The organism is Arthrobacter sp. 35W, from assembly GCF_000482545.1.
Taxonomy (GTDB): Bacteria; Actinomycetota; Actinomycetes; order Actinomycetales; family Micrococcaceae; genus Specibacter.
The window spans coordinates 2,092,492-2,118,543 of sequence record NZ_KI519454.1; the positions used below are offsets into that span (position 1 = coordinate 2,092,492).

At 66.1% G+C, this 26,052-nt stretch carries 21 protein-coding genes; 7 read left to right on the plus strand and 14 right to left on the minus strand.

The window, feature by feature from the left end:
- Window positions 1–10 precede the first annotated feature (10 nt).
- Together K254_RS22600 and K254_RS0109275 are read left to right on the plus strand one after the other, a co-directional pair.
- Window positions 11–1,522 carry an NCS1 family nucleobase:cation symporter-1 gene (locus K254_RS22600; RefSeq protein WP_081709986.1) on the plus strand — a complete coding sequence of 504 codons (1,512 nt, stop codon included), beginning with the start codon at window positions 11–13 and terminating at the stop codon, window positions 1,520–1,522.
- 236 nt (window positions 1,523–1,758) lie between these two features.
- Window positions 1,759–2,010: a hypothetical protein gene (locus tag K254_RS0109275; RefSeq protein WP_026555129.1), complete on the plus strand. Its 252-nt coding sequence runs from the start codon at window positions 1,759–1,761 to the stop codon at window positions 2,008–2,010.
- A gap of 129 nt (window positions 2,011–2,139) precedes the next feature.
- Here K254_RS0109275 and K254_RS25300 read toward each other — a convergent pair whose 3' ends face one another.
- The 13 genes from K254_RS25300 to K254_RS0109340 all read right to left on the minus strand — a co-directional run bounded on the left by K254_RS25300 (window position 2,140) and on the right by K254_RS0109340 (window position 18,205).
- Window positions 2,140–3,435: a cytochrome b/b6 domain-containing protein gene (locus tag K254_RS25300; RefSeq protein WP_231391799.1), complete on the minus strand. Its 1,296-nt coding sequence runs from the start codon at window positions 3,433–3,435 to the stop codon at window positions 2,140–2,142.
- 569 nt (window positions 3,436–4,004) lie between these two features.
- Window positions 4,005–4,988 carry an electron transfer flavoprotein subunit alpha/FixB family protein gene (locus K254_RS0109285; protein WP_026555131.1) on the minus strand — a complete coding sequence of 328 codons (984 nt, stop codon included), beginning with the start codon at window positions 4,986–4,988 and terminating at the stop codon, window positions 4,005–4,007.
- An 11-nt stretch (window positions 4,989–4,999) separates the two neighbouring features.
- The gene (locus K254_RS0109290; RefSeq protein ID WP_026555132.1) at window positions 5,000–5,776 is read right to left on the minus strand and encodes an electron transfer flavoprotein subunit beta/FixA family protein; all 777 of its coding nucleotides are present in this window, start codon (window positions 5,774–5,776) and stop codon (window positions 5,000–5,002) included.
- A gap of 153 nt (window positions 5,777–5,929) precedes the next feature.
- A complete protein-coding gene (locus K254_RS0109295; RefSeq protein WP_051389015.1) occupies window positions 5,930–6,739 on the minus strand; it encodes a crotonase/enoyl-CoA hydratase family protein in 810 nt (269 codons plus the stop codon).
- A gap of 39 nt (window positions 6,740–6,778) precedes the next feature.
- Window positions 6,779–7,942, minus strand: coding sequence for a thiolase family protein (locus K254_RS0109300; protein WP_026555134.1), 1,164 nt, complete (start codon window positions 7,940–7,942; stop codon window positions 6,779–6,781).
- Between the two features lie 38 nt (window positions 7,943–7,980).
- A complete protein-coding gene (locus K254_RS0109305; protein WP_026555135.1) occupies window positions 7,981–8,748 on the minus strand; it encodes an SDR family NAD(P)-dependent oxidoreductase in 768 nt (255 codons plus the stop codon).
- Window positions 8,749–8,798: 50 nt separating this feature from the next.
- The gene (locus tag K254_RS0109310) at window positions 8,799–9,947 is read right to left on the minus strand and encodes an acyl-CoA dehydrogenase family protein (protein ID WP_026555136.1); all 1,149 of its coding nucleotides are present in this window, start codon (window positions 9,945–9,947) and stop codon (window positions 8,799–8,801) included.
- A gap of 38 nt (window positions 9,948–9,985) precedes the next feature.
- Window positions 9,986–11,194: a CaiB/BaiF CoA transferase family protein gene (locus tag K254_RS0109315; protein WP_026555137.1), complete on the minus strand. Its 1,209-nt coding sequence runs from the start codon at window positions 11,192–11,194 to the stop codon at window positions 9,986–9,988.
- Complete coding sequence (locus K254_RS22605) at window positions 11,194–12,579, minus strand: MFS transporter (protein ID WP_196810902.1); 1,386 nt, start codon at window positions 12,577–12,579, stop codon at window positions 11,194–11,196. The genes K254_RS0109315 and K254_RS22605 overlap by 1 nt, the downstream gene beginning before the upstream one ends.
- A gap of 152 nt (window positions 12,580–12,731) precedes the next feature.
- Window positions 12,732–13,754 carry a LysR family transcriptional regulator gene (locus tag K254_RS22610; RefSeq protein ID WP_051389016.1) on the minus strand — a complete coding sequence of 341 codons (1,023 nt, stop codon included), beginning with the start codon at window positions 13,752–13,754 and terminating at the stop codon, window positions 12,732–12,734.
- Between the two features lie 73 nt (window positions 13,755–13,827).
- Window positions 13,828–16,215 carry a phosphoenolpyruvate synthase gene (ppsA, locus tag K254_RS0109330; RefSeq protein ID WP_026555138.1) on the minus strand — a complete coding sequence of 796 codons (2,388 nt, stop codon included), beginning with the start codon at window positions 16,213–16,215 and terminating at the stop codon, window positions 13,828–13,830.
- 142 nt (window positions 16,216–16,357) lie between these two features.
- On the minus strand, window positions 16,358–17,173 hold the full coding sequence (locus K254_RS0109335) for a pyruvate, water dikinase regulatory protein (RefSeq protein ID WP_035749170.1): 816 nt from the start codon (window positions 17,171–17,173) through the stop codon (window positions 16,358–16,360).
- 108 nt (window positions 17,174–17,281) lie between these two features.
- The gene (locus K254_RS0109340) at window positions 17,282–18,205 is read right to left on the minus strand and encodes an AraC family transcriptional regulator (RefSeq protein WP_081709988.1); all 924 of its coding nucleotides are present in this window, start codon (window positions 18,203–18,205) and stop codon (window positions 17,282–17,284) included.
- A 273-nt stretch (window positions 18,206–18,478) separates the two neighbouring features.
- On the opposite strand from K254_RS0109340, the gene K254_RS0109345 reads away from it, so the two are divergent.
- From K254_RS0109345 to K254_RS22615, 5 genes are all read left to right on the plus strand, one after another.
- The gene (locus K254_RS0109345) at window positions 18,479–19,825 is read left to right on the plus strand and encodes an ABC transporter substrate-binding protein (protein WP_026555141.1); all 1,347 of its coding nucleotides are present in this window, start codon (window positions 18,479–18,481) and stop codon (window positions 19,823–19,825) included.
- A 26-nt stretch (window positions 19,826–19,851) separates the two neighbouring features.
- Window positions 19,852–20,820, plus strand: a complete 969-nt coding sequence (locus K254_RS0109350) for a carbohydrate ABC transporter permease (RefSeq protein WP_026555142.1) — start codon at window positions 19,852–19,854, stop codon at window positions 20,818–20,820.
- Entirely contained in the window at window positions 20,817–21,734 is a 918-nt protein-coding gene (locus tag K254_RS0109355) for a carbohydrate ABC transporter permease (RefSeq protein ID WP_026555143.1), read from the plus strand. Before K254_RS0109350 ends, K254_RS0109355 begins: the two co-directional genes overlap by 4 nt.
- A gap of 55 nt (window positions 21,735–21,789) precedes the next feature.
- On the plus strand, window positions 21,790–22,851 hold the full coding sequence (locus K254_RS0109360; RefSeq protein WP_026555144.1) for an NAD(P)-dependent alcohol dehydrogenase: 1,062 nt from the start codon (window positions 21,790–21,792) through the stop codon (window positions 22,849–22,851).
- A gap of 63 nt (window positions 22,852–22,914) precedes the next feature.
- Window positions 22,915–23,946 carry a carbohydrate kinase family protein gene (locus K254_RS22615; protein WP_051389017.1) on the plus strand — a complete coding sequence of 344 codons (1,032 nt, stop codon included), beginning with the start codon at window positions 22,915–22,917 and terminating at the stop codon, window positions 23,944–23,946.
- Here K254_RS22615 and K254_RS0109370 read toward each other — a convergent pair.
- The gene (locus K254_RS0109370) at window positions 23,907–25,685 is read right to left on the minus strand and encodes a polysaccharide deacetylase family protein (protein WP_231391800.1); all 1,779 of its coding nucleotides are present in this window, start codon (window positions 25,683–25,685) and stop codon (window positions 23,907–23,909) included. The two genes, K254_RS22615 and K254_RS0109370, sit on opposite strands and share 40 nt — an antisense overlap.
- Between the last annotated feature and the right edge of the window lie 367 nt (window positions 25,686–26,052).

Consider the following 26,052-nt stretch of genomic DNA (forward strand, 5'->3'; position numbering starts at 1 on the left):
TCGGCCCACCATGACACTTACCCACGATGCCCCGTCCGTCGCAGGTTCAGCTGCGGACCTGGATCACAAGCACCTCCCGCCCACCAGTCCCCAGCTCTACAACCAGGACCTCGCCCCGACGCAGACCGCCGGACGCCGCTGGACCGCCTACAGCATCTTCACCCTGTGGGCCAACGACGTTCACTCCCTCGGGAACTACGGCTTCGCCCTGGGCCTGTTCGCCCTGGGCCTGGGCGGCTGGCAGATCCTGCTCGCGCTGGGCATCGGCGCCATCCTGCTCTTCGCCCTGCTGAACTTCTCCGGCTTCATGGGCCACAAGACCGGCGTCCCGTTCCCGGTCATGAGCCGCATCGCCTTCGGCATCCACGGCGCCCAGATCCCGGCCCTGATCCGCGGCGCCGTCGCGATCGCCTGGTTCGGCATCCAGACCTACCTGGCCTCCCTGGTCCTGCGCGTGCTGCTGATCGCCCTGGTCCCCTCGCTGAAGGAGATGGACACCAACTCCATCCTGGGCCTGTCTTCCCTGGGCTGGATCACCTTCATCGGCCTGTGGATCATCCAGGTCTTCATCGTCTCCTACGGCATGGACATGATCCGCAAGTACGAGGCCTTCGCCGGCCCCGTCATCCTCGTCACCATGGTCTCCCTGGCCGTGTGGATGTTCTTCCAGGCCGGATCCTCCATCTCCTGGTCCACCGACAACGCCCTGCAGGGCGGGGACATGTGGCGTGAAATCTTCGGCGCCGGCGCCCTGTGGGTCTCCATCTACGCCACATTCGTGCTGAACTTCTGCGACTTCACCCGCTCCTCCAAGACCCGCAAGTCCATTGTCAAGGGCAACTTCTGGGGCATCCCGATCAACACCCTCCTGTTCGGCGGCATCGTCGTCGTCCTCGCCGGCGCCCAGTACCGGATCAACGGCCAGATCATCGCCAGCCCCTCGGACATTGTCGAGACCATCCCGAACACGTTCCTGCTGGTGATGGCCGCCCTGGCCCTGCTGATCCTCACCGTCGCCGTGAACCTGATGGCCAACTTCGTCGCCCCGATCTACGCCCTGACCAACCTGTTCCCGAAGCGGCTGAACTTCCGCCGCGCCGGCCTGATCAGCGCCCTCATCGGCCTGGTCATCCTGCCCTGGAACCTTTACAACAACCCCGTCGTCATCGTCTACTTCCTCGGCGGCCTGGGCGCCCTGCTCGGCCCGCTGTTCGGCGTGATCATGGCCGACTACTGGCTGATCCGCAAGGCCAAGGTCAACGTCCCCGAGCTCTACACCGAGGTCAAGGACGGCGCGTACTTCTACAAGAACGGCTTCAACCCGCGCGCCATCATCGCCTTCGCCGTCGCCGCGACGATCTCCCTGCTGATCGCCTTCGTCCCGGCCCTGGCCGCCCTGTCCTCCTTCTCCTGGTTCTTCGCCGCCGGCATCGCCGCGATCGTCTACCTGGCCATCGCGGACCGCAACCGCACCTTCCACGACGTCTCCGGCGAGCCCATCGCCGTCCCCAGCGTCCACTAGCACCCCCGGCACCAGCTGGAATGCAGGTTCGGTTGCAAAGGCGCAACCACATGAGAGGCCCCCAACAGAGTCGTTGGGGGCCTCTCGTGTTTGCGCCCCCTGGGACGTGCTGGGCTCCTAGACCTGATCGATGCGAGACCGTGTCCACGCGCTCCTATTCAGCGCCGGTTTTCTGCCCCATGATGAGACAACGATTCCGTGCATGGGGCCGGAATCGGAAGCTTCAGGAGCTTGCCATGGCCGCGAACCCCTCAGAAACCTTCCAGTTCACTCGCGAAGATCTCCAATCGGCGATCGCCAGCGAGCTCGACGTCCCCTCCACTGACTATCGGATCGAGCACTGCTACGAGGACATGGTCAGCGAGTGGGCGGCGCGGACCTGCGATCCGGAGTCCACCTGCGCCCGGTACCTGTGTGACGGGCCTGTCGGACGCCAGCTGGACCTCATCGCCGCCCGCCTGTGGGCCCGCGGCCGCGTTCTGCTCTAACTCTGCTTGGCCATGACATTGGGGACACGAAAGGCCTCCGTGCGGTGCAGGAACTAGACAGTTCCACGCGGCACGGAGGCCTTCCTTGGTTCAAGCCCTTGGTGTCACCTTCGTCAAGGCCGAGTACGGCTAGCGGCTGCTCACCGAGCCAAACAGCCTTGCGATGGGCGCCAATACGAGCGGGCGGGCGGCGAACCAGGCTCCCACCGTGACGGCGATGGCTGTAGCGAAGAGCCAGAACCCGGTCCAGTTCACCTCATCGGTGCCGCCATACATGTGGTTCAGGTTGCGCAGGGCGCCGGTCGAAAACACCAGGAACACATGGATGAGGATGAACAGCACGAAGAAGAGCATCGTCGGGAAGTGGACCGCCCGGGCGGCCTCCACCGGGTAGATCTTGCTCAGCTTCTTCGCGTTCTTCGGCCAGACCTCGCTCATGCGCACACCTGTGACCGCCGCGATCGGAGCTGCGATGAAGACCACGAGGAAGTACATGAGCTGCTGCAGGCTGTTGTAGTTCACCCAGCCGTTCTCCACGGGCCAGTCGAGCGTCATGTACTGCAGCAGGGCGGAGAGTGCGTTGGGGAACACCTCCCAGCTGGTGGGCACGATCCGCATCCAGTGGCCCGAGGCAAAGATCAGCACCATGAAGACGAGTCCATTGAGCAGCCACAGGATGTCCAGCGACTGGTGCAGCCACAGGTTGATGCTGACCTTCTTGCCGCCGCGCTTGGGCGTCCAGAATGCCGGCGGCTTCGTCTGGGTGCGCACCTGGTAGCCGGAGCGGATGATCAGCACCATCATGAAGAAGTTGAGGAAATGTGCCCACTGCGCCCACCAGGGGAAGCCGGGCTCGGCCGTGTCGGGCAGGTGGTATTCACCGGGGTACTGCACGAGGAAATCCGGCACGCCCGGCAGCGTCGTGACACCGCGCGCGGCCAGGACAAGAATCCCGGCGGCGGCTAGGGCGCCGACGACGAGAAGAGCCACGCGTTTGATCCACTGGGCCAGGGTGCGCGAACCATAGAGCTTCGCGGGGGCCGTGGGCGCTGCGGGCTTCGCGGCGGCCACCGGGTCCACCACGTGCGCAGACGGAGCCGGGACCTGGGCAGGGTGCGCCTCTGCTGCAGGGGCCACCGTCGCTGCAACTGGCTCGACGACGCCGGGCGCCTCGGGTTCGGCGACGACGGCTGGCACTATGGTCTCGACGACGACGGTCGCGGCAACCGGCTCCACATTGGGAAGTTCTGCGACCGCAGAGGCGACGATGACGGGAACGGCGGCGGGGGCAAGCCCGGCGGGAGGCCACGGTTCACCGCCTGCGACGCGGGGAAGCCCACGGCGAAGCGGCGTGGCGCCCAGGGTCGGTGCCGTAGGCGGAGCATCCTGCGCGATGGCGGGCACCACTGCCGCCGCTGTCGCCACGGGTACTGCCTGCATCGCTGCCGCGGGAACGCCAGATGCAGGCGCAGTTGAGATTCCAGCAGAGTCGGCGCCGGGCATGACCGCGGCCGCCTCATCTGATGTGATGCTGGTTGGCGAAGCAGTTGCAGACGGAACCGGAGGTGAAACACGCACCAGAACCTCGCCCGCTGGAGGCCATGGCTCGCCGCCGGGAACTCGCGGCAGCCCGCGGCGCAACGGCCGCGCCTCCGTGGCGACCTCGGGTGCACTAGTGGGCGCCAGCGCCACCGGCACATCCGTTTGGGCAACGGGAGTCGGTGGAGCAATGGAACTCGGCGGGACCGAAGGGGCCCGCTCCCCCACGGCGTCGCCGTTCACAACGGGAACCTCAGCTGCAACGGTAGAAACCACCGCGGCCGGCACCACGCCGTCGGCCGCAGCAGGGGCGGCGCCAAACACTGAAACAGCGGTCAGGGGCGCTGGTTCCTCAACAAGCAAGCGCGCCGGCGCCTGGCCGGCCGGCGGCCAGGGCTCGCCGCCCGGCACACGCGGCAGACCGCGTCGAATGGACTGGGACAAGGGTGCCATCACTACTTCTTCCGAGCCTCAAGCGCGCTGATCAGCTGCGGCACCACCTTGAACACGTCGCCAACCACGCCGAAATCGGCCACCTCGAAGATCGGAGCATCCCCGTCCTTGTTCACTGCAACGATGGTCTTGGCCGTCTGCATGCCGGCCCGGTGCTGAATCGCCCCGGAAATCCCGAGGGCAATGTACAACTGCGGAGACACGGACACGCCGGTCTGGCCAACCTGGTGGGACTGCGGAATGTAGCCTGCATCCACGGCCGCACGGGAGGCACCCACGGCGGCGCCGAGGGCATCGGCGAGCTGTCCGACGAGTTCAAACTGCTCCTGCGAGCCCAGGCCGCGGCCGCCGGCAACCACCTTGGCGGCGCCACGCAGCTCGGGCCGCGACGAGGAACCAACAACTTCCTCGAACGAGTCGATCCGTGCGGCCGGCTTCCCGGAGGGGACAACTGTCAGCGTCTCCGACACTTCGGGCTGGGCCGCAGCACGCGCGTCGATGGAACCCTGCCGGACGGTGATGACCGGCGCTCCAAAGGTGGCCGTCGAGGCCACGTTGTAGGCCCCGCCGTAGACGGAGTGGTGGGCGACGACGCCCTCCTCATCTCGTGCCACGTCAATCGCGTCGGCGGACACTGCAGACCGCGAACGGACGGCGTAGCGGCCGGCAAGATCTCGCCCGTTGAGGGAATGTGAGATGAGAATGGCGTCCGGGCGCACCCGCTCGGCGGCAGCGGCCAGGGCGTCGACGCCGGGGACCCCCAGCGCGGCGGGATCCGCGGACTCGGCGATCAGCACCTGGGCGGCGCCAAGGGCTGCAGCCTCCGTGGCAGCCGATCCTCCGGCACCGGGTGCGGCGAGCACCAGGGCCACAGGGGTGCCAGCGGCAGCTGCAGCGCCCAGGAGGCCGGGAGCCGCATCTTCAAGGACACCGGAGGCGGAGGTTTCAAGAACGACGAGGATGGCGTCGCGGGGAAAGTCAGTCATGTTGGTGTTCCTTAAGCCAGTCGGTTCGCTACGAGGAAGTCCGCCAGCTTGTCGCCGGCATCGCCCTCGTCCAGGATCTTCACGCCGGACGCGCGCGGGGGCTTCTCCGCCACCGTCAGCATGATCGAACGCGCCATCTCCGGGTTGTCGGCCGCGACCCCCAGATCTGCCAGGGTGAGCACCTCAAAGGGCTTCTTTTTGGCGGCCATGATGCCCTTGAAGTTGGGGAACCGTCCCTCGGGAAGCGCCTCGGTAACGGAAATGACTGCCGGGAGGTCCGCTGACACCTGCTGGACGCCGGACTCAACGGGCCGGGTTCCGGAGACGACGCCGTCACCGATTTCAACGGAGCTGAGGCCTGTGGCGTGCGGTACGTCGAGCAATTCGGCCAGCATCGCCGGAATCATGCCGCCCGATCCATCGGTGGACACATTGCCGGTGACCACCAGGTCAAACCCCTGGCGCCGGATCGCGGCGGCCAGGGCCTCGGCCGTGAGCCCCAGATCGGCGCCCAGCAGGGCCTCGTCGCAGACATGGACGGCACGGTCAGCGCCCATGGCAAGACCCTTGCGGATGGTGGCCGTCGCGCCTTCGGGGGCCAGCGTGAGGACGGCAACGTCGGCGCCGTCGTTCGCGTCAGCGTACTTCAGGGCCAGTTCCAGCGCCCGCTCGCCAATCTCGTCGAGGACCACATCGCTGGCTGCCCGATCGGCAAGGCCCGTTTCAAGATTCAGTTTCCGGTCCCCATAGGTATCGGGGACCTCTTTTACTAGGACGATAATCTTCATCGATAGAACTTCCTGTGGCCGGCCTGCCTCAGAAGAAGAGGCAAGTCCAATATCTGTCGAGTCTACGAAGCCGGAGCGCTTCCTCGCAGGTGGCGCCCGTGTCGTGACGTGAGGTTTCTGGGATGCGCCCCCCGGCGGGGCTGGCTGTCTAGCCTAGGATCCGGTCCACACCGGCTCCCGCTTCTCCATAAATGCCCGGGAGCCTTCCGCGGCGTCGTTCGTCGCGGCGATGGAACCGACATGCTCGCGCTGCCGCGCAAACTTCTCCCCCACCGGCCAATCGACGGAATTGACCAGCACCTGCTTCGAGGCGGCCAGGGCCAGCGGAGCATTCCTGGCGATGTCCGCCGCCAGTTCAAGGGCAGCCTCGAGGGCGCCACCGGGAGCCGCCACGCGGTTGACCAAGTGCAGGCCCGCGGCTTCAGCGGCCGGCAGCATCCGCCCGGTGAGCACCAGTTCCATGGCGAAGTGGTACGGCAGGCGGTGCTGGAGCCGCAGGAGGCCGCCGGCATTGGCTGTCAGTCCGCGCTTGACCTCGGGCAGTCCAAAGGCTGCGTCGCTGGCGGCGACAATCAGGTCGCAAGCCAGGGCAATCTCGAACCCGCCGCCGAGGGCATAGCCCTCAACGGCGGCAATGACGGGCTTGTGCGGCGGACGCTGGACCAATCCAGCAAAACCGCGGTCTGAAACCACGGGAATCTCCCCGCGGGCAAAACCCTTCAGGTCCATCCCCGCACAGAAGGTGCCCCCGGCCCCGGTGATGATACACACGCTGAGGCCTTCATTGGCGTCAAAGGCCTCGAACGCGTCGGCCAGTTCCTGGGCGAGCTGCAGGGACATGGCGTTCCTGGACCACGGACGGTTCATGGTCAAAACGAGCACCCTGCCGTGTTCCTCCACCAGCAGCTGTGCCTCGTCCTGTGGAAGGGTGCCGCCACCGGCGGAGGATGTGTTGGCTGTCATTGTTGCTGCTCTTTCGATCAAGGGGTGGGACCGCGGCGGTCAGTTGGCGGAGAAGCGCAGGTTCTCGTAGATGGTGGCGTTCGCCATGCCGCCGCCTTCGCACATGGTCTGCAGCCCGTAGCGGATGCCCTCGCGCACCAGGCGGTGCACCAGGGTGGTCGCCAGGCGGGCACCGGATCCGCCCAGCGGGTGGCCCAGGGCGATGGCACCGCCGTCGGGGTTCACCAGATCCCGCTCGGCGCCCGTCTCCCGCAGCCAGGCGCCAACAACGCTGGCGAAGGCCTCGTTCACCTCGAAGGTGCCGATGTCCCCCAATGACAATCCGGCCCGCTTCAGCGCCTTGGCCGTTGCCGGCGCCGGAGCGCCCAGCATGGCCACCGGGTCATCGCCGACGACGACGGCGGTGTGGATGCGGGCCAGCGGCGTCAGGCCCAGCTCACGGGCCTTCTCGCTGGTGGTCACGATCAGGGCACTGGCGCCGTCGGAGATCTGCGATGAATTGCCGGCGGTCATCAGGCCGTCCTCGCCGAACACCGGATTGAGGCTGTTCAACTTCTCAAGCGTCGACTCGCGGCGGATGCCCTCGTCACGCGTGAAGCGTCCTGAAGCAGTATCGATGGGAGCAATCTCGTCTTCGAACCGGCCGGCATCCTGGGCGGCACCGGCACGGAGGTGGGATTCCAGGGCCAGCTCGTCCAGCCACCCACGCGACAGGCCGTAGCGGCCGGCAAGGATCTCGGCTCCCCTGCCCTGGTTGAGTTCGACGCCGCCATAGCGGGCGAGCAACTGCTCGCTGAAGGGGTCGCCGGGGCCGTTGCGGCGCGCGGTGCCCAGGGGAATGCGGGTCATGTTCTCGACGCCGCCGGCCACGACGACGTCGCTCTGGCCCGAGATGACGGACGCGGCGGCAAAGTGGATGGCCTGCTGGCTGGATCCACACTGGCGCTCGATGGTGGTGCCCGGAACGGACTCCGGCCAGCCTGCCGACAGCACGGCGTTGCGGGCAATGTTGCTGGCCTGCTCGCCCGTCTGGCCAACACAGCCCCACATCACATCCTCCACCAGGCCCGGGTCGATCCCCGTCCTGTTAACGAGGGCGTTCAGGACTGCGGCGGACAGGTCAACGGAATGGACCTCGGCCAGGAATCCCCCGCGCCGGCCAATGGGGCTTCGCACAGCGGCGGCAATAACAGCGTCGCGCATTACTTCTCCTCTATCTAAAAAATCCAGCGGCGGGTGGTTTAGCGCGGGGCCATGCGGATGGCGCCGTCGATCCGGATGGTTTCGCCGTTCATCATGCCGTTGCTGATGATGTGCTCGGCCAGCCCGGCAAACTCGTCGGGATCGCCCAGCCGGCTCGGGTGCGGAATGCTGGCAGCCAGCGCATCAACGATGTCCGGACGGCCGTTGTTGGTCAGCAGAGGCGTGGCGAAGGTGCCGGGCGCGATGGTGCACACCCGGATGGCCACCTTGGCCAGGTCCCGTGCCGCGGGCAGAGTCATGCCGACGACGCCGGCCTTGGCCGTGGCGTAGTTGATCTGGCCGATCTGCCCCTCATAGGCGGCCACGCTGGCGGTCAGCACGCAGACCCCGCGGTCCCCGTCCAGCAGTTCATTCCGTGCCATCTGCTCGGCGGCGAACCGCAGGATGTTGAACGTGCCAATGACGTTCAGGTTGATGATGTCCGTGAAGGAGCTCAGCGGCGTCACGGCACCGTCGCGGTCAAGGATGCGCATCGGCTTGCCGCGGCCGGCGCAGTGCACCAGGGCCCGCACCGGCTCAATGCTGCCCGCGTGCGCGAACGCCGCCCGCACCTGGTCCTCATCCGTCACGTCAACGCCGGCGAAGTGAACCAGCGGCCCCAGCCGCTCGGCCTGCTCGGCCCCCTCCGACGTCGGCAGGTCCATGATCGTCACGTGCGCCCCGCTGGCGGCCAACCGTTCCGCGGTGGCCAGGCCCAGGCCCGAAGCGCCGCCCGTCACCACTGCATGGATTCCTTCAATACGCATCTATTGCGCCTTTCTACTCTTTCGTCGGAGGGTGCGTCAGTCGATGAAGGTCAGATACCAAGCGACTTGGCTATGACAACCTTCATGACCTCGCTGGTTCCGCCGAAAATGCGGCTGACGCGGGCGTCGGCGTAGAGCCGGGAAATGGGGTATTCACGCATGTACCCGTAGCCTCCGTGCAGCTGCAGGCACTGGTCCACGATCTTGCCCTGGGCCTCGGTGACGAACAGCTTGACCTTGGCGGCATCCGACGGCGCCAGCTTCCCGGCGTCGAGCGCCCCGGCAGCCTGGTCGATCATCGACTGGCCGGCCTGCAGCGAGGTGGCGCAGTCGGCAAGGACGAACTTGGTGTTCTGGAAGTGGGCCACCGGTTTGCCGAAGACCTTGCGTTCCTTCACGTAGTCCAGCGCCAGGTTGTGGGCCGCCGTCGCGGTCGCCTGCGCCGTGATGGCGATGGAGAGCCGCTCCTGCGCAAGGTTGTGGCTGAGCATGCCGAACGCCTTGTCGACCTCGCCCAGCACATTGGCGGCGGGGACCCGGACATCGACGAAGGCCAGCTCAGCGGTGTCCGAGGAGCGCAGTCCCAGCTTGTCCAGCTTGCGGCCCTTGGTGAAGCCTTCCATGCCGTCCTCGACGACGAGCAGGGTCAGGCCGCTCCGGCGGTCCTCGCTGTCGGAGCTGGTGCGCGCGACGACGATGACCAGATCGGCGTTGGTGCCGCCGGTGATGAAGGTCTTGGAGCCGTTGAGGATGAACGAATCGCCGTCCCTGACCGCCGTCGTCGCCATGCCCGCGAGGTCCGAGCCGGTGCCCGGCTCCGTCATGGCGATGGAGGCGATCAGCGAGCCGTCGGCGAACCCGGGGAACCAGCGCTGGCGCTGCTCCTCGTTGCAGTAGTGGAGGAAGTACGGCAGCACGGTGTTGAGGTGGACCTGCAGGCCGCCGAGGGAGCAGGCGGCGTAGCCGATTTCCTCGAAGGCGATCATGTTGAACAGGAAGCTGTCCATACCGGCGCCACCGTACTCCTCGGGGATCTGCAGGCCGTTGATGCCGATGTCAGCGGTGCGGCGGTACACCTCGATCGGAACGGTGCCCAGTTCTTCCCACTCGTCCACGTGGGGCACAACTTCGCTCTGGAGGAAGTCGCGGACGACCTCCCGGAAGGCAATGTGGTCTTCGTTGAATATGGTGCGTTCCATGAAATGAATCCTTGATAGAGCTGGAAATGAAGGGTGGATTAGTGGCCGGCCGAGGCCAGCGCCGCGGCGGGGACGCCGATGGCACCCGCGTCGGCCAGGCTGTCGATTTCATCGGTGGTGTAGTCGAGTTCGCGCAGGACCTCTGCGGTGTGTTCGCCCAGTGCGGGGGCGCCGGCGGTGCTGCGGGGCCCGGCGTTGGCAAACTGCCACGGGGCACCGACCGTCTCGACGTCGCCCAGGGCGCCCGTCGTCGTGATGAGGATGCCCGAGGCTTTGACGTCGTCGTTCCTGGCCACGTCCCCGTAGGTGCTGATGCGGCCGGCCACGACGCCGTTGGCCGTGAGCAGGTCAAGGGCCTCATCCGTGGTGGTCTCGGCGAACGCGGAACGCAGTTCGCGGAGCAGGGCCGCCTTGTTCGTGACCCGCAGGCCATTGGTGGCAAACCGCTCGTCCTGGGGAAGATCGTCCCTGCCGATCAAGGCGCACAGCCGCGCAAAGTGGGCCTCCGAGTAGGCCGACACAATGAAGGCGCCGTCGCTGGTCGTCATGATGTCCGCGGCCGGGGCGACAGTCGGCTGGCCGTTGCCGAACCGCTTGGGCTCCACCCCTGTGGCGAAGTAGGCGCCCAGCATCGGGGCCTGGACATGCGTTGCGACCTCCAGCAGGGACGTCTCGATGACCTCGCCCACGCCGGTGCGCAGCCTGTTCACATAGGCCCCCAGAACTGCCGTTGCCGCGGCATAGGCGGTGGCGACATCGATGATCTGGCAGCCCACCTTCTGCGGTTCGCCGTCGGGATCGCCCGTCATGTGCATGATCCCGCTTTCGGCCTGGGCCGTGATGTCCAGCCCGGCGCGGAACTTGGAGGGGCCGGTGGAGCCAAAGCCCGTGATGCTGGCGTAGACCAGATGCGGGTGCTTCTTCAGCACGGTGGTTCCGCCCAGGCCGAATGACTCCATGACGCCGGGGCGGAGGTTTTGGATAACGATGTCGGCACGGGCGATCAACTCCTCGGCGACCCTGAGGCCGTCCGCCTGCTTCAGATCCAGGACAATGCTGCGCTTGCCGCGGTTGAAGGCATCGATCATGGCCTGGCCGTGGACGCCGATGGACCGCGCCGAGTCACCGGCCCGGGCCTCCACCTTGATGACGTCGGCACCGAGATCGGCCAGCATTTGGGTCGCGGCCGGGGCCGCAATGAACTGGCCGAAGTCAACGACCCGGACACCCTGCAGGGGCAAACTCATCAGAGGACTTCCTTAGTGTTCTTGTCCGCCCATGCGCGGATCTTGGCGAGGTCCTTGTCGGGACGGATGAAGAAGGTGGCCGCGACGGAGCCGACGACCATCATGATGCCGACGACGGCGAAGCCTTGTTCGTACCCCTCGACGACAGTGGCTCCTGAACCGACAGTGAAGCCGAGGAACAGCGGGGAAACGATGCCGGCGAGGCTTGAAATCGCCACAATGCCACCCATGATGCCGCCGCGCTTCTTGCTGTGGACCAGATCGCCGAGCGCGGTGAAACCAACGCCGATGGAGGCCGTATTCAGCGAGAAGGCCAGCGTGACAAGTGCCATTTGGAAGATGCCCTGGGGAACCACCGTGAAGGCCCACATGCACAGGCCCGCCCCCGCCACGAGGCCGCCGGCCAGATAGCCGCGGGAGACCTGGCGGGAGTAGCCGCGCTTGTACAGCCAGTTGGAGAAGAAGCCGGCCGCAATCGAGAACACAGCTGCCGTGGCGAACGGGAGGGCGATCAGGCGGCCCACGGCGATGGTGTCGTAGCCGAGCCCCTCCGTGAGGTAGACGGGAAGCCAGGCGACCTTGAGGCTGGTGGACCAGTAGCTGAAGAAGTTCAGCAGGGCGATGCCGATGATCGTGGTGGTGCCCAGGAGGACACGGTACGGAACGTTGACGGGCTCGTTGGCCTTGGCCTTCGCCGGCTCTACTTCAGCAGCGCCGGCCGCTTCGGCCGCTTCGGCTGCTCCACGCTTGGCTTTGCGCTGCACCTTGGAGGATCCGCCAAAAATCAGCCACAGCAGGGCCCAGATGATGCCGCCGACGGCGAGCACGCCGAAGGCCGTGTGCCAGGACCACTCCACGATGATCCAGGTCAGGACGGGGGCCATCACCAACGGGCCGAGCGAGGAACCCGCCGTCACCACGCCGGAGGCGAGGGCACGCTTTTCCGGCGGGAACAAGGACTGGGCGGAGTGGTTGGCCAGCGCGTAGGCGGGGCCGACGGCGAAGCCGAGAATGACGCGGCAGACCAGCAGGGCGCTGAACCCGATGGTTCCCATGAGCGGGACCATCGTGGCCACCCACACCAGCATCAGGATGGCGAGGTACCAGCGCAGGTTCACACGGCTTGAAAGGGCTCCGAGGATGAGGGCGCCGGCCGCGAAGAGCCAGTAGAAGGCGCTTTGCACGATGCCATATTCGGCGGCGGTGAGCCCGAGGTCGACTTTGATCTGCGAGCCCGCCAGGCCGAGCAATGACTTGTCGGCGTAGTTGATGAACAGGAAGATGGCGAGCAGGGCCGTGATCGCCCAGGCCCGCGCCGGCGTCATCGTGGCCTTGGGCCTGTCGGTTTGTTCGGCGGGTTTGAGCACTTCCGATTGATTTCCCATAGGAGTCCTTGCCGGTCGAGTGGTGCATAGCACTACGGTGTGCTGAGAAGTTGAGGGGGCTGAGATTTGCCTCACATGCCCATGCAACTATCTAACGGCCCGGCGACCGTTCGCGTCCAATACAAGTATTCGGACGGTATGACTGTAATTACCTATCGGTCATCTTCTGCGGCCGTGCGGATGTCCCCACTGTCAAGGGTGCGGCGGACGGCACGACGATCCCACACATCCAGGGCCGCCGAAGCGCGTTCGATCAACGACGATTCCACGCCCTCCGCAGGCTCCAAGGCACGAACCCACCCATCCAGGGAGGACCGCGCAGCGGCCAGAAAGGCCTCGGCCACGCCGGTCAATTTGCCGGGCCTTGTCACGGCAAAGATCTTGGTGGCCGGGGCCGGGTCGAGTTCCCGCACCACCCCACCGCGGTGCCAAAAGTTGACAGCAACCCGCAACGGAACGATGCCCACCGCGCATCCGGAGAGCACGAGGGGAAGGATGGCCTCCCGCTGCCGGATTTCAACGGCAATGCGGGGTTCGACGCCATGCTCGCGAAGGATCTGCTCGATGTATTCGCGGGTACCCGTGCCACGCTGCGCCAGGACAAACGGCTCGTTGCGCAGGGACGATATCGGCACCGGGTTCGGCCAGCGGTCCTCGCTCCCGGGCGGGCAAATCAAGACAAAGATCTGTTCAACGAGCTCGCTGCACTCCAGATCGCCCACCGGCGGCGTCGAGACAAAACCGAGCTCGCAGGATCCCGTGCGCACCATTTCCGCAACGGCTGGGACGTTGTCGCCTTCTTCAACACGGCACTGGACGCCGGGATGGGCCATGAGGAAGTTGGCCATCCATGTCGACACCGGGTCGATGGCCAGATCGGACAGGGAGGCGATGTCAATGGTCCCGGCCCGCAGGGCGGCAATCTCCGTCACTGCGCGCTCGGCGTTGTCCACCTCGCGCAGAATGGACCGCGCCGGCCCCACCAGCCCCTCCCCCGCCGGAGACAGCACGATCCCCCTGCCAATCCGGTGGAACAGCTCGGTGCCAAGATCGCGTTCGAGGGCCCGCATGGTTTGGGACAGGGAGGACTGCGCGACGTGAAGAGCCTCGGCCGCCCGATGTACGCCACCATGGTCCACGATGGCCAGAAAGTAGCGCAGTTGCCGAAGGTTCATGGCTAACATCATGGCATGGTGGCGGCCCCGTCCTCCGGAACGGGGCCACCACTCATTCGGCGGCGAAAGCCCTCTAGGCGACCGGGGCCATGGCCGCGAGCAGCAGCCAGGTGTCCACCACCGTGTCCGGGTTGAGCGAGATGGAATCGATGCCCTCGCCCACCAGCCACTCGGCCAGGTCGGGGTGGTCGCTGGGCCCCTGCCCACAGATGCCCACGTACTTGCCCTTGGCCTTCGCGGCCCGGATGGCCATGCTGAGCAGCTTCTTCACGGCCGCGTTGCGCTCGTCGAAGCTGGCCGCCACAATCGCCGAATCCCGGTCCAGGCCCAGAGTCAGCTGGGTCAGGTCGTTGGAACCGATGGAGAAGCCGTCGAAGATCTCCAGGAACTCATCCGCCAGCAGGGCATTGGAGGGCAGCTCGCACATCATCACCACCTCCAGCCCGTTTTCACCGCGGCGGAGCCCGTTCTCGGCCAGCAGGTCGATGACGCCCTGCCCCTCCTCCAAGGTGCGGACAAAGGGAATCATCAGCTTGACGTTGGTCAATCCCATCTCGTTGCGCACATACGCCAGGGCCTCGCATTCCAAGTCGAAGCAGTCCCGGAAGGACGGTTCAAGGTAGCGCGAGGCACCCCTGAAACCGATCATCGGATTCTCCTCGTGCGGCTCATACGCCGGGCCGCCAATGAGGTTGGCGTACTCGTTGGACTTGAAGTCCGACATGCGCACGATCACCGGCTCCGGCGCGAACGCCGCAGCAATCGTGGCCACCCCTTCGGCCAGACGCTTCACGTAGTAGTCCAGCGGCCCGTCGTAGGCGGCGATCCGCTCCTGGATGACCGCGGCGACGTCCGCGGGCTGGTCCGCCAGGTTCAGCAGCGCCTTGGGGTGGATGCCGATCTGGCGGTTGATGATGAACTCAAGCCGGGCCAGCCCCACACCGTGGTTGGGCAGCTGGGCGAACGTGAACGCCTGTTCGGGGGTCCCGACGTTCATCATGACCTTCACCGGTGCTTCCGGCAGGCTGTCCAGCTCGGTCTCCTCCACCCTGAAGTCCAACAGCCCCTCGTAGATGAACCCGGCCTCGCCCTCGGCGCAGGACACCGTCACCTCGGCGCCCTCGGCCAGGGCCACGCTGGCATCCCCGGTGCCGACCACGGCGGGGATGCCCAGTTCCCGGGCAATGATCGCCGCGTGGCAGGTGCGTCCGCCACGATTGGTGACAATGGCCGAGGCGCGCTTCATGATCGGTTCCCAATCGGGGTCCGTCATGTCGGCCACCAGCACGTCGCCGGTCTTGAATTCGGCCATCTGGTCGATGGAGGCCAGCACGCGCACGGGTCCGGAACCGATCCGCTGGCCGATGGCGCGGCCTTCGGCGAGCACCGGCCCGGTCCCCTCCAACCGGTAGCGTGAGAGCGTGCCGGCGGACCTGCGGGACTCCACCGTTTCGGGCCGGGCCTGGAGGATGTACAGCCCGCCGTCGAGCCCGTCCTTGCCCCACTCGATGTCCATCGGGCGCCCGTAGTGCTCCTCGATGGCGAGGGCGTGGCGCGCCAGCTGCTGGACGTCGTCGTCCGTGATGCTGAAGCGGTTCCTCAGCTGCGCATCGGTGGGGACCAGTTCGATGGTGTGGCCGACCTCCTCGTTGGCCGTGTAGACCATGGTCAACGCCTTCTCGCCCAGGCCGCGCTTGAGGATCGCCGGACGGCCGGCTTTGAGCGCGTCCTTGTAGACGTAGAACTCGTCCGGGTTCACGGCCCCCTGGACCACTGCCTCGCCGAGGCCGTAGGAGGAGGTGATGAAGACGGCGCCCTGGAAGCCGGATTCGGTGTCCATGGTGAACATGACGCCCGAGGCGCCCACATCGGAGCGAACCATGCGCTGGATCCCCGCCGACAGGGCGACATCGAGGTGCTCGAACTGGTGGTGCACGCGGTAGGCGATGGCACGGTCGTTGTAGAGGGAGGCGAAAACGTCTTTCACGGCGGCGAGGATGTTCTCGATGCCGCGGACGTTCAGGAACGTCTCCTGCTGCCCGGCGAAGGAGGCATCCGGCAGGTCCTCGGCGGTGGCGCTGGAGCGCACCGCCCAGGACAGCTCGGCGGAGGCTCCGCCGTGCTTGGCCACCAGCGTCTCGTAGGCGGCACGCAGCTGCTCTTCCAGATCCGCCGGAAACGGCGTCTGAACGATGAGGGCGCGGATGGCCGAGCCTGCCGCGGCCAGGGCCCGGACGTCGTCGGTGTCCAGGCCGGCCAGGATGGCGGCGATCTTCGCTTCGACGCCGGTTTCCCGCAGGAACCGCCGGTAGGCATCCGCCGTCGTGGCAAATCCGTCCGGTACCTTCACCCCGGCGCTGGTCAGGTTCCCGACCATTTCCCCGAGCGAGGCGTTTTTGCCGCCCACCCGGTCCAGGTCTTTGAGGCCAAGCTCGGAAAACCAGAGGATGTCTGTCGTCATTGTCAGTGCTCCTTGCAGTCAAGTAGTGGCTGGGTGACAGCCACACCAGTACATGGTCGCAGGGCAGAACAGCGCTGGCTATGTTGGCTGCGTCACATTTGAGAATGCTCCTGGCGGCCATTGCGGCCCGCCCGCATAGTGGCTAGTGCCGCAGCCCCATCCGTTCCAGGATCACCGCCGAGATCTCCTCGACGGACATGCTGGCGGAATTCAGATAGGGGATGTCGTGCGTGGCGTACAGCCGCTCCGCACTGCGCAGCTCGATGCCGCATTGCCGCAGGGAGGCATACTCGGACCCCGGACGGCGCTCGGCCCGCACCTGGCTCAGGCGCATCGGGTTCGAGGTCAGGCCGAAGCATTTGTCCCTGTAGGGCCGCAGGGGTGCCGGGAGCTTGTCCCCGGGAAAGTCCTCCTCAACCAGCGGGAAGTTGGCCGCATAAACCCCGTGCTGGAGGGCCAGATACATGGTGCTGGGCGTCTTGCCGCACCGCGAGGGGGCAATCAGGATCACCTCGGCCTTTTCCAACGCCCGCAGGCTTTGGCCGTCGTCGTGTTCCATCGCGTACTCCACGGCCAGCATCCGCGACTGGTACCGCAGGGCGTTGCCGAGGCCGTGGGCCTGGCCGGCCTGGTGGCTGGCCTTGGTGCCGAGCGCCTCCTCCAGCATTTGCACATGCGCGCCGATCAAGTCCACCAGGACGCCGTTGCACTTGGCCAACTCGTTGCGGATCTCCTCGTTGACGGCCGTGGAAAAGACCAGCGGCGCTTCGCCGCGCAGCGCCACCTGGTCTATCTCATTGACCACCGAGCGGGCCTTGGCAGGGGTCGAGATGAACGGCACCGTGGTGCGGTAGAAGCGGCCCTGGGGGAACTGGGTCAGCAGCGTGCTGCCCAGGGTTTCGGCAGTGATGCCTGTCCCGTCGGAAAGAAAATATACATGGCGAAGGGAATCTGGCATGCTCACGCTCCTGTGCGGAAACTGGTGGTCACATCCTAACCGCCAGTTTCCGACGGCGGGGTCGGCATCGGCTTATGCCGTCCAGCTCTGCGTTCAGTTGCAGCACGATCACCTATGGACGCGTTGGCGGTACTGCCGCGGCGTTTCGCCCCCGTCATTGAGGAAGTGCCGGTTGAAATTGGACAGGTTCGAGAAGCCCACTTCATAGCAAATGTCGGAGATGGTTTTGTCGCTGCTCTCCAGCAGGCGCCGCGCATGAGCCAGACGAAGTTTCCGCACCAGGTCGCTGAAGTTCTGGCCGGTGGAGCGCTTGAAGTATTTGGAGAACGTCGGCTCGGACATTCCCACCAGGGCCGCCGCCTCGGACATCCTGACGCTGCCGGCATGATGACTGAACACGTACTCAAGGACGATGTCCACCACGGCCGCGGCCTGGCCGTCCAGCTGCGGCCTGAACCATTCGTCGGCGAGGTAGCGCCGTTCCTCCTGGGGCGCCGTGGCAAGGATCCCGAACAGCGCAAACAGATGTTGCAGCCGCTGCAGTCCGGTGGTGGCGCCCATCGACTCGATGGCTGCGGCCGCCGCCTCGGCCGACCGTCCCAGGAACTCAATCCCCCGCGCCGACTGCTCCAACAGCGGCCGCACCTGAGCTAGCTCGGGAACCAGGGAAGCGGTCTCTTCAACCCACTTGCCGTCGAACTGGATCACCGCGTCCCTGTTCTCCAGCACTTCGCCGGGCTCAAGGTCACTGACCCAGTCGTGCGGAAGCCCCGACCCCACCAAGGAGATATGACCAGCCTCGAACGTGCCGATGTGGTCTCCGACGATGAATTTTCCGGTGCCCTTGCGGATGAGGTGGATCTCGTACTCGGGGTGGTAGTTCCACCGCGCCACAGGGCTTGGGTAACTGTGCTCGTTCCACCGGACCGAGTGGTTGGGGTCAGGCGGGATGACTTCCCTGTTGGCCCGCATCCCCAGCAGCCTTTCCGCCAGCCTTGCCGCTGCTCCGTCGCCAGCGTCCTGGGCCGTCATGGGCATCTCCGTACACGAGGGTTTATGAAATCTGGACAGCACCCAAGGGGCCTTAGCCCAGATTAGCGCCTGTCAAGGGAAACCGCTGCGGAAAATAAGTATCAGAAACCGGCAACCAGGACGCTAGTTGTGACCTATGCCTCACGCCTAATCTTGAGGAACATCAGCGCGGCACACCGGAATTCCGGTGGCGGGCCACGCTCCAGCCGGACACATCGACACAGCAATTGACGTGGACCGGCCCTGCACCTCATGAAGAACAAAGGAGTCCTTATGCGCCCGAAAACGCGCGCTGCCATCCTGTCCGCCGGAGCCCTCTGCATCGCCCTGAGCGCCTCGGCCTGTGCCGGTGCCGGCGGAGGCAATTCCGCTGGGAACCCTAACAGCATCAACGTCTTGATGGTGAACAACCCCCAAATGGAGGACCTGCAGCGCCTCACCGCGGACAACTTCACCAGGGAAACCGGCATCAGGGTCAACTACACGATCCTGCCGGAGAACGATGTCCGGGCAAAGATCAGCCAGGAGTTCTCCAGCCAGGCCGGCCAGTACGACGTCGCATCGCTGTCCAACTACGAGATCCCCTTCTATTCCGCCAACGGCTGGCTCGCACCACTGGACAATGTGGCCAGGGACCCCCAGTTCAACCAGGCCGACATCCTCCCGGCCTACACCGCCTCCCTTACCGGCAAGGACGGCAAGCTCTACGGCGAACCGTTCTATGGTGAATCGTCCTTCCTGATGTACCGCAAGGACATTTTGGAGGCCAAGGGCCTGACCATGCCGGAGAAGCCCACCTGGGACGAGGTTGCGGACATAGCCGCGCAGGTCGACGGCGCAGCCCCGGGGATGAAGGGCATCTGCCTGCGCGGCCAACCGGGCTGGGGCCAGGTTTTCGCACCGCTGACCACCGTGGTGAACACCTTCGGGGGGACCTGGTTCGACAAGGACTGGAATGCCCAGGTCGACAGCCCGGAATTCACGGCTGCCGTCGAGTTCTACACGAAATTGGTCCGCGAGCACGGCGAAGCAGGCGCCGCCCAGGCAGGCTTCACCGAGTGCCTGAACAACATGACCCAGGGCAAAACGGCCATGTGGTACGACGCGACCTCCGCCGCCGGAGCCCTGGAGGCGGACTCATCGCCGGTGAAGGGAAAGATCGGCTACGCCCAGGCCCCGGTGAAGGACACCAGGTCCTCCGGCTGGTTGTGGACCTGGTCCTGGGCTGCGCAGGCGGCCTCAAAGAAGCAGGACGCAGCCGGGAAATTCATCGCCTGGGCCAGTTCGAGCGACTACGAGGAATTGGTCGCCTCAAAACTCGGCTGGGCGAAGGTCCCCTCCGGCAAGCGCATCTCCACCTACGAGAACGCCGAATTCCAGAAGGCGGCTCCGTTCTTCGAAGCCGAACGCTTCGCGATTGAGAATGCCGATCCGAAGAACCCCGGTGCCCAGGAACGGCCCGCCGTCGGCATCCAGTTTGTGGGCATTCCCGAGTTCGCGGCACTGGGCACCAATGTCTCCCAGGGCGTCAGCTCCGCCATCGCAGGCCAGGGCAGCGTCGCCGACGCACTGGCCAAGGGCCAGCAAGCCGCCCAAAAGGTCGGCAACAAGTACAAGTAGCCACAACAGAACCGCAGGAGAACATCATGACTACCGCAACGGCGCGCATCTCCCGCCCGGGACGCAATGCAGCCACACCATCACGAAACGCCCGGTCGCGGGAACGCGCCCTAGCCTGGGCCCGGCGCGCACCACTGCTTCCGGCCCTGATCTTCCTCATCATCGTCACCCAGCTCCCCTTCGTGGTGACCCTGATCATCTCGTTCCTGAACTGGAACAGCCTCAGCCCCGATAAGACCGCATTCGCCGGGTTGGAGAACTACGCCACGGTCCTCACCGATCCGGACCTCCGCCAGGCAATCTTCACCACCATCCTCCTCACCGTCTCGGTGGTCCTGGCGAGTCTGGCCATCGGGCTGGGCCTGGCACTGCTGCTGGACAAGAAGTTCATTGGCCGCGGCCTGGCACGGACCCTGCTGATCGCGCCCTTCCTGGTGGTGCCCGTAGCCGCGGCCCTCATCTGGAAGCACGCCCTCCTCAACCCCACCTATGGGCTGATCAACGGCACCCTGACCTGGGTCTGGTCCCTGTTCGGCAGCGGCACCCCGCCCCAGACGGACATCCTGTCCCAGGCACCCATGATGGCCGTCATCGTCTCGCTCGTCTGGCAGTGGACGCCCTTTATGATGCTCATCCTGCTCGCGGGCCTGCAGTCACGGCCCATGGACACAGTGGAAGCCGCCCAGATGGACGGCGCCACACCGTGGGCCATCTTCCGGCACCTCACGCTGCCGCACCTGCGCCAATACATGGAACTGGGCGGACTGCTTGGGGCCATCTACATCGTGCAGAACTTCGACGCCGTCTTCACCCTCACCGCAGGCGGGCTGGGCACGGCCAATCTGCCCTACGCCATCTACCAGACGTTCTACTTCGCCAACGAGTACGGGCTGGCCTCCGCCGCCGGCGTCGTGGTGGTCATCGGCACCATCATCGTGGCCACGTTTGCCCTCCGCACCGTCTTTTCGCTCTTCAAGAAGGAGGCCGCACGATGAGCACGCTCACTCCTGCAGCACCCCGCAGGACAACCACCCGCCCCGCCGCGTTCATTGCCGGGCCACGTCGTCGCGGCAAGTCACGCATGGACCCGACGCGCAACAACACTGCCGCCGGCATCGGAGCCTGGCTGCTGGCCCTGCTCTTCGCAGCCCCCGTGATGTGGATGATTCTGACCTCCTTCCACTCCGAAAACGACGCAGCAACCAACCCACCGTCCATAGCTGCGAACCTCACCCTTGACGCCTACAGGGAATTCTTCGGTGAAACCTCCGGCGTCAGCCCGTGGCCGTCGCTGATCAACTCGGCCACCGCCTCCATCCTGTCCACGATCCTCGTGCTGGTCCTGGCCATCCCCGCCGCGTATGCCCTATCCATCCGGCCGGTGAAGAAGTGGACCGACGTGATGTTCTTCTTCCTCTCAACGAAGATGATGCCCGTGGTGGCTGCGATCCTGCCGCTCTACCTGTTCGCCAGGACGGTCGGGGCCCTGGACAACATCTGGTTCCTCATCCTGATCTACACGTCCATGAACCTCCCCATCGCGGTCTGGATGATGCGGTCCTTCCTCGCCGAGGTGCCGGTCGAAATGCTTGAAGCGGCCCAGATCGACGGCGCCGGGCTGCTGTTGACCCTGCGAAAGGTCGTCGCCCCGGTGGCGATGCCCGGCATTGCCGCCACCGCGTTGATCTGCTTCATCTTCAGCTGGAACGAACTGCTCCTGGCCCGGGTCCTCACCGGCGTCGTTGCGGGTACGGCACCTGTCTTTCTGACCGGCTTCGTGTCGGGCCAGGGGCTGTTCCTCGCCAAGGTGTGCGCGGCCGCCGTCGTGATCTCCCTCCCGGTGCTGTTCGCCGGGTTCGCCGCCCAGGACAAGCTCGTCCAGGGGCTCTCCCTCGGCGCCGTGAAATAGCGCCGCAAAGCAACCCCGCCGCCCCCACTCGCCAACGCCTAGAAGGATGACTTCGATGACAACACCAATTGCCCAGGCAATCACCCTCGCGCACCCCGCACTCCCGGCCACCATGCGGGCCTCCGTCCTGAAGCGCCAGGGCGAGATGGCCATGGAAACTCTGCCTCTGCCGCATCTCGACGCCGACCAGGTCCTGGTCAAGGTCGCCGCCGTCGGCGTCTGCGGCAGCGACGTCCACTACTACGAGCACGGCCGGATCGGCGATTACGTGGTGGACCACCCGCTGGTCCTTGGCCACGAACTCTCCGGACGGATCGCCGCCGTCGGAAGCGCCGTTGACCCGGCGCGGATCGGCAACCGCGTCGCCGTCGAACCACAGCGCCCGTGCCGCACCTGCAAGCAGTGCAAGGCCGGCCGCTACAACTTGTGCCCCGACATCGAGTTCTACGCCACCCCACCGATCGACGGCGCCTTCGCCGAATACGTCACCATCCAGAGCGACTTCGCCTACGACATCCCGGACAGTGTCAGCGACGAGGCGGCCGCCCTCATCGAACCGCTGTCCGTGGGCCTCTGGGCCTGCGAGCGCGCGGAGATCGGGCCCGGCAGCAGGGTCCTGATCGCCGGCGCCGGGCCAATCGGCATCATCGCCGCCCAGGCCGCACGCGCGTTCGGCGCCACCGAAATCTACATCACCGACATCGCCGAGGACCGGCTCGCCTTTGCGCTGCAGCACGGCGCCACGCATGCGCTGAACGCCAGGACGGACAGCGTGGAAGGGCTCGACGTCGATGCATTCATTGACGCCTCCGGCGCACCCCAGGCGGTCCGTTCCGGGATCAGGGCCGTCGGGCCGGCCGGGCGGGTCATCCTGGTCGGGTTGGGGGCAGACGACATCGAACTTCCCGTCTCCTTCATCCAGAACCGGGAGATCTGGCTGTCCGGCGTGTTCCGCTACACCAACACCTGGCCGCTGGCCATCCAGCTCATCGCCGACGGGAAGGTGGACCTGGACATCCTGGTCACCGGCAGATTCGCCCTCGCCGAGTCCGAAGAGGCACTCAAAGCCGGCAGGCAGGCCGGCCAGCTCAAGTCCATCGTCTACCCCGGCCGCTGAGAGCTCCCGCCACCCGGCGACAGCACAGAGAAGCGTTCACCACCAATCTGCAAGGAGGAACACATGCCACAACATGAGGACGGGCACCGGCCCGAGACCTCCCGCCATAGGGCCCTGGTCACCGTCATTGGCGAATCGCTCGTCGACATTATCGATGATCCGCGCCGGGGAGGCTCTAGACCGGAGGCCCACCCCGGCGGCAGTCCTTTGAACGTCGCCGTCGGGTGCGCCCGCCTGGACCTGCGGACCAATCTCGTCACCCACTTTGCCGACGACCCCCACGGGCTGATGATCGCCGGGCATCTGGCGGACAACGGGGTTGGGGCCATCGTCGGCGGATCATTGCCGACGTCAACGGCCGTGGCGTCGTTGGACCCGGTCGGAGCCGCCCAGTACATGTTCGCCATCAGCTGGGACATTGACGGCGCTTGTCGTCCGGCCCTGGCCTCGGTGGAAGGCTCGATCCACGTCCACACCGGATCCATCGCCAGCGTTCTTCCGCCAGGCAACGCCTCGGTGCGCGGGCTCATAGCGGCCTCCCGCGCGCACGCCACTATTAGCTACGACCCGAACTGCAGGCCCGCCGTCATGCAGGATGCCGCCGATGCCCGCCGGCAGGTTGAGGATCTTGTTGCTGCCAGCGACATCGTCAAGGCCAGTGACGAGGACCTGTGCTGGCTGTACCCCGACCGTTCGCAGGAGGAGTCGATGGCCGCTTGGCTGGACCTGGGGCCGGCCTTGATTGTTCTCACCCGCGGTGCGGACGGCCCCGTGATCCTGGCCAGGGCCGGTTGCGTTCAGATGCCAGGCGAATCCATCACTGTGGCAGACACTGTCGGAGCAGGTGACTCTTTCATGGCAGCACTGATCTCCGGACTCGCGCAGCTGAAGGCCCTCGGCGCCCCGGCCAGGGAGCGTCTGCATGCCCTTAACCGGCAGGATCTGCAGGCCTTGGCCGCCTATGCAAACAAGGCCGCCGCCATAACCTGCTCCCGCCCGGGCGCCAATCCGCCGTCGACCAGGGAGTTGGGATCCATGGCCGACGGCGGCGTCGCTCATAGTGCAGGTGCCCCGACGGTGTCGTACAGGGCGTAGTCATCAGTGGTGAGCGTCCCGTCCTGGAAGACGTTCAGTCCAAAGCTGATGGCAGTGGCTCCGGCCGGCAGTGCCGGGCTGGTCCACTCGGCCTGGGTGTAGGTGGCAGCCGAGGCGAACCACGGGCTCGAGGTCCAGTAGTTCCACGTACCGTCGGCGGCCCGGTAGTAGATGGCGAACTGCGTTGGCACGGTGGAGGTGTACCAGGTGCGCAGCGAGTAGGTGTGCCCACCGATGCCAATCGGAGCGCAGCTTCCGCTGTCCAGGGTTGGCAGGAGCTTGGCATCGCCGTCGGTGTAGCCACTGACCGTCAACGTCTGGGCGGTGGTCCCGGTGTGCGCCGCGGTGCTGGCGGTGAAGACCGGAGTGTTGGCCCCGTAGCCGCCTGCCTGCCAGCACTGCGGGAGGCCTCCGGCCCCGGCCGTTTCCAGGCTCGGATTGGAGACAAGGTTGGTGCCCGGTGCCGGCGGTTCCGGCGGCGGGATCGTGGCGGCGTCGTACATCGAGTAGTCGTCAGTCGTCAGGGTTCCGTTGCTGACCAGGTTCATCCCAAAACTCACGGCACTGGCACCCGCCGGCAGGGCCGGCGTCGTCCAGGAGGCCTGCTGGTAGGTGGTGGCAGGGGCGAAGAAGGGACTCGCCGTCCAATAGGTCCAGGAGCCCAGACCGGTGCGGTAGTAGACCTCTATCTGCGTCGGCACATCCGAGGTGTACCAGGCGGACAGCGCATAGCTGTGGCCCGGCTCAGCTGTGGGGGAACAGCCGCCCAGATCCAGCGCGGGCAGCCATTTGGCGTCGCCGCTGGCATACCCGGCCATGGTCAGCCGGGCAGCCGAAGCCCCGGTGCGCCCGGGCGTAACCGTGGAGTAGGTGGGAAGGTTCGCGCCGTAAGCCCCGGTCTGCCAGCACTGCGGCACCCCGTTTGCCACGGTTTCCAGGCTGGGATTGGCGATGAGGTTGCTGCCAGCCGCCGGTGGCACCACGGCCGGGCCGTTCACCACCGGCTTCACCGTGCCACCGATGACCTGGTCCACCGTCCTGAAGACGGTGGTGGCGGGGCGTGCAGCCAACCATGCGGAAAACTGATCAAACAGCGTGGGCGAGATGGTGAGGGGGTCGGTTCCCCCGGTGCCGATGTGGTGGAAGGTCAGCTGGACCCACCCTCCGGCTACTTCCGCCTGTGTGACTGTGGCCTGCAGATCGGCCAGCGTCCAGGTGTCATCCACCTCGTCGGGGGCCTTCGTCACGAAGGGATCCGCCGGCGGAATGGTCTCGGCAAAGTCGCAGCCGGTGCAGCCAAACCGGGTTTCGGTGTCCCCCAGACCGCGGGCACTGTTGTATCCGCAGTTCGCCACGATCGTTTCCGTCGCGGCCGTCAGCGAGGCAAAGGGGTAGGCGAAGCTCGTGGTGGGGAAGCCCCAAGCGGCCAGATTGGCCCTGTCGTTGCAGATCTGCCGCGTTGCCTCATCGGCCGGCAGCGTGGCCAGATCGGGGTGGGTGACCGTGTGCCCGCCAATCTCGTGGCCGGCGGCGGCGAGGGCATGCAGGTCGGCCTGGGTCAGATAGCCCGGTTGGTCGATGTAGCCCGAGGGGATGAAAAACGTGCCATGCAGACCGTAGCTGTTCATGATGGTGGCGGCCGTCAGCTGGTCGGCATCGCCGTCGTCGAAGGTCAGCGTCACCGTGACCGGGGCGGCAGCCTGCGCCGGCGCCCCGGTGGCCACGAGGAAGAACCCCATTATCAGTGCTGCAAGCAGGGACGCCAACGCTCGGGTGCCCCAGCGGGGTCGAACCGATCCTGGCAGTGAACGTTGTTGCTTGGGCCCACTGGGCCGCATCGAATTCTGAACCACGTGAGACCAGCCTCCTGGAACATCGCTCCTGTTTCAGGGCCGCGGGTTCACGGCGCCCAGTATCTGGAGGTATGCGCCGGCACATCACGGCGCTTCTCGCCCCAGACTCCTATGGAGGCTACCGAGCAACACCACTTGGCCGCATGAGTGTGGACTACCCGCTTCTGCCCGGCCGCCACCCGGCCCGATGACACAGCTACTTGGTCACCACTTCGGCGCAACCCGCACCACGGTGGCCGGCCACGTGGGGCGG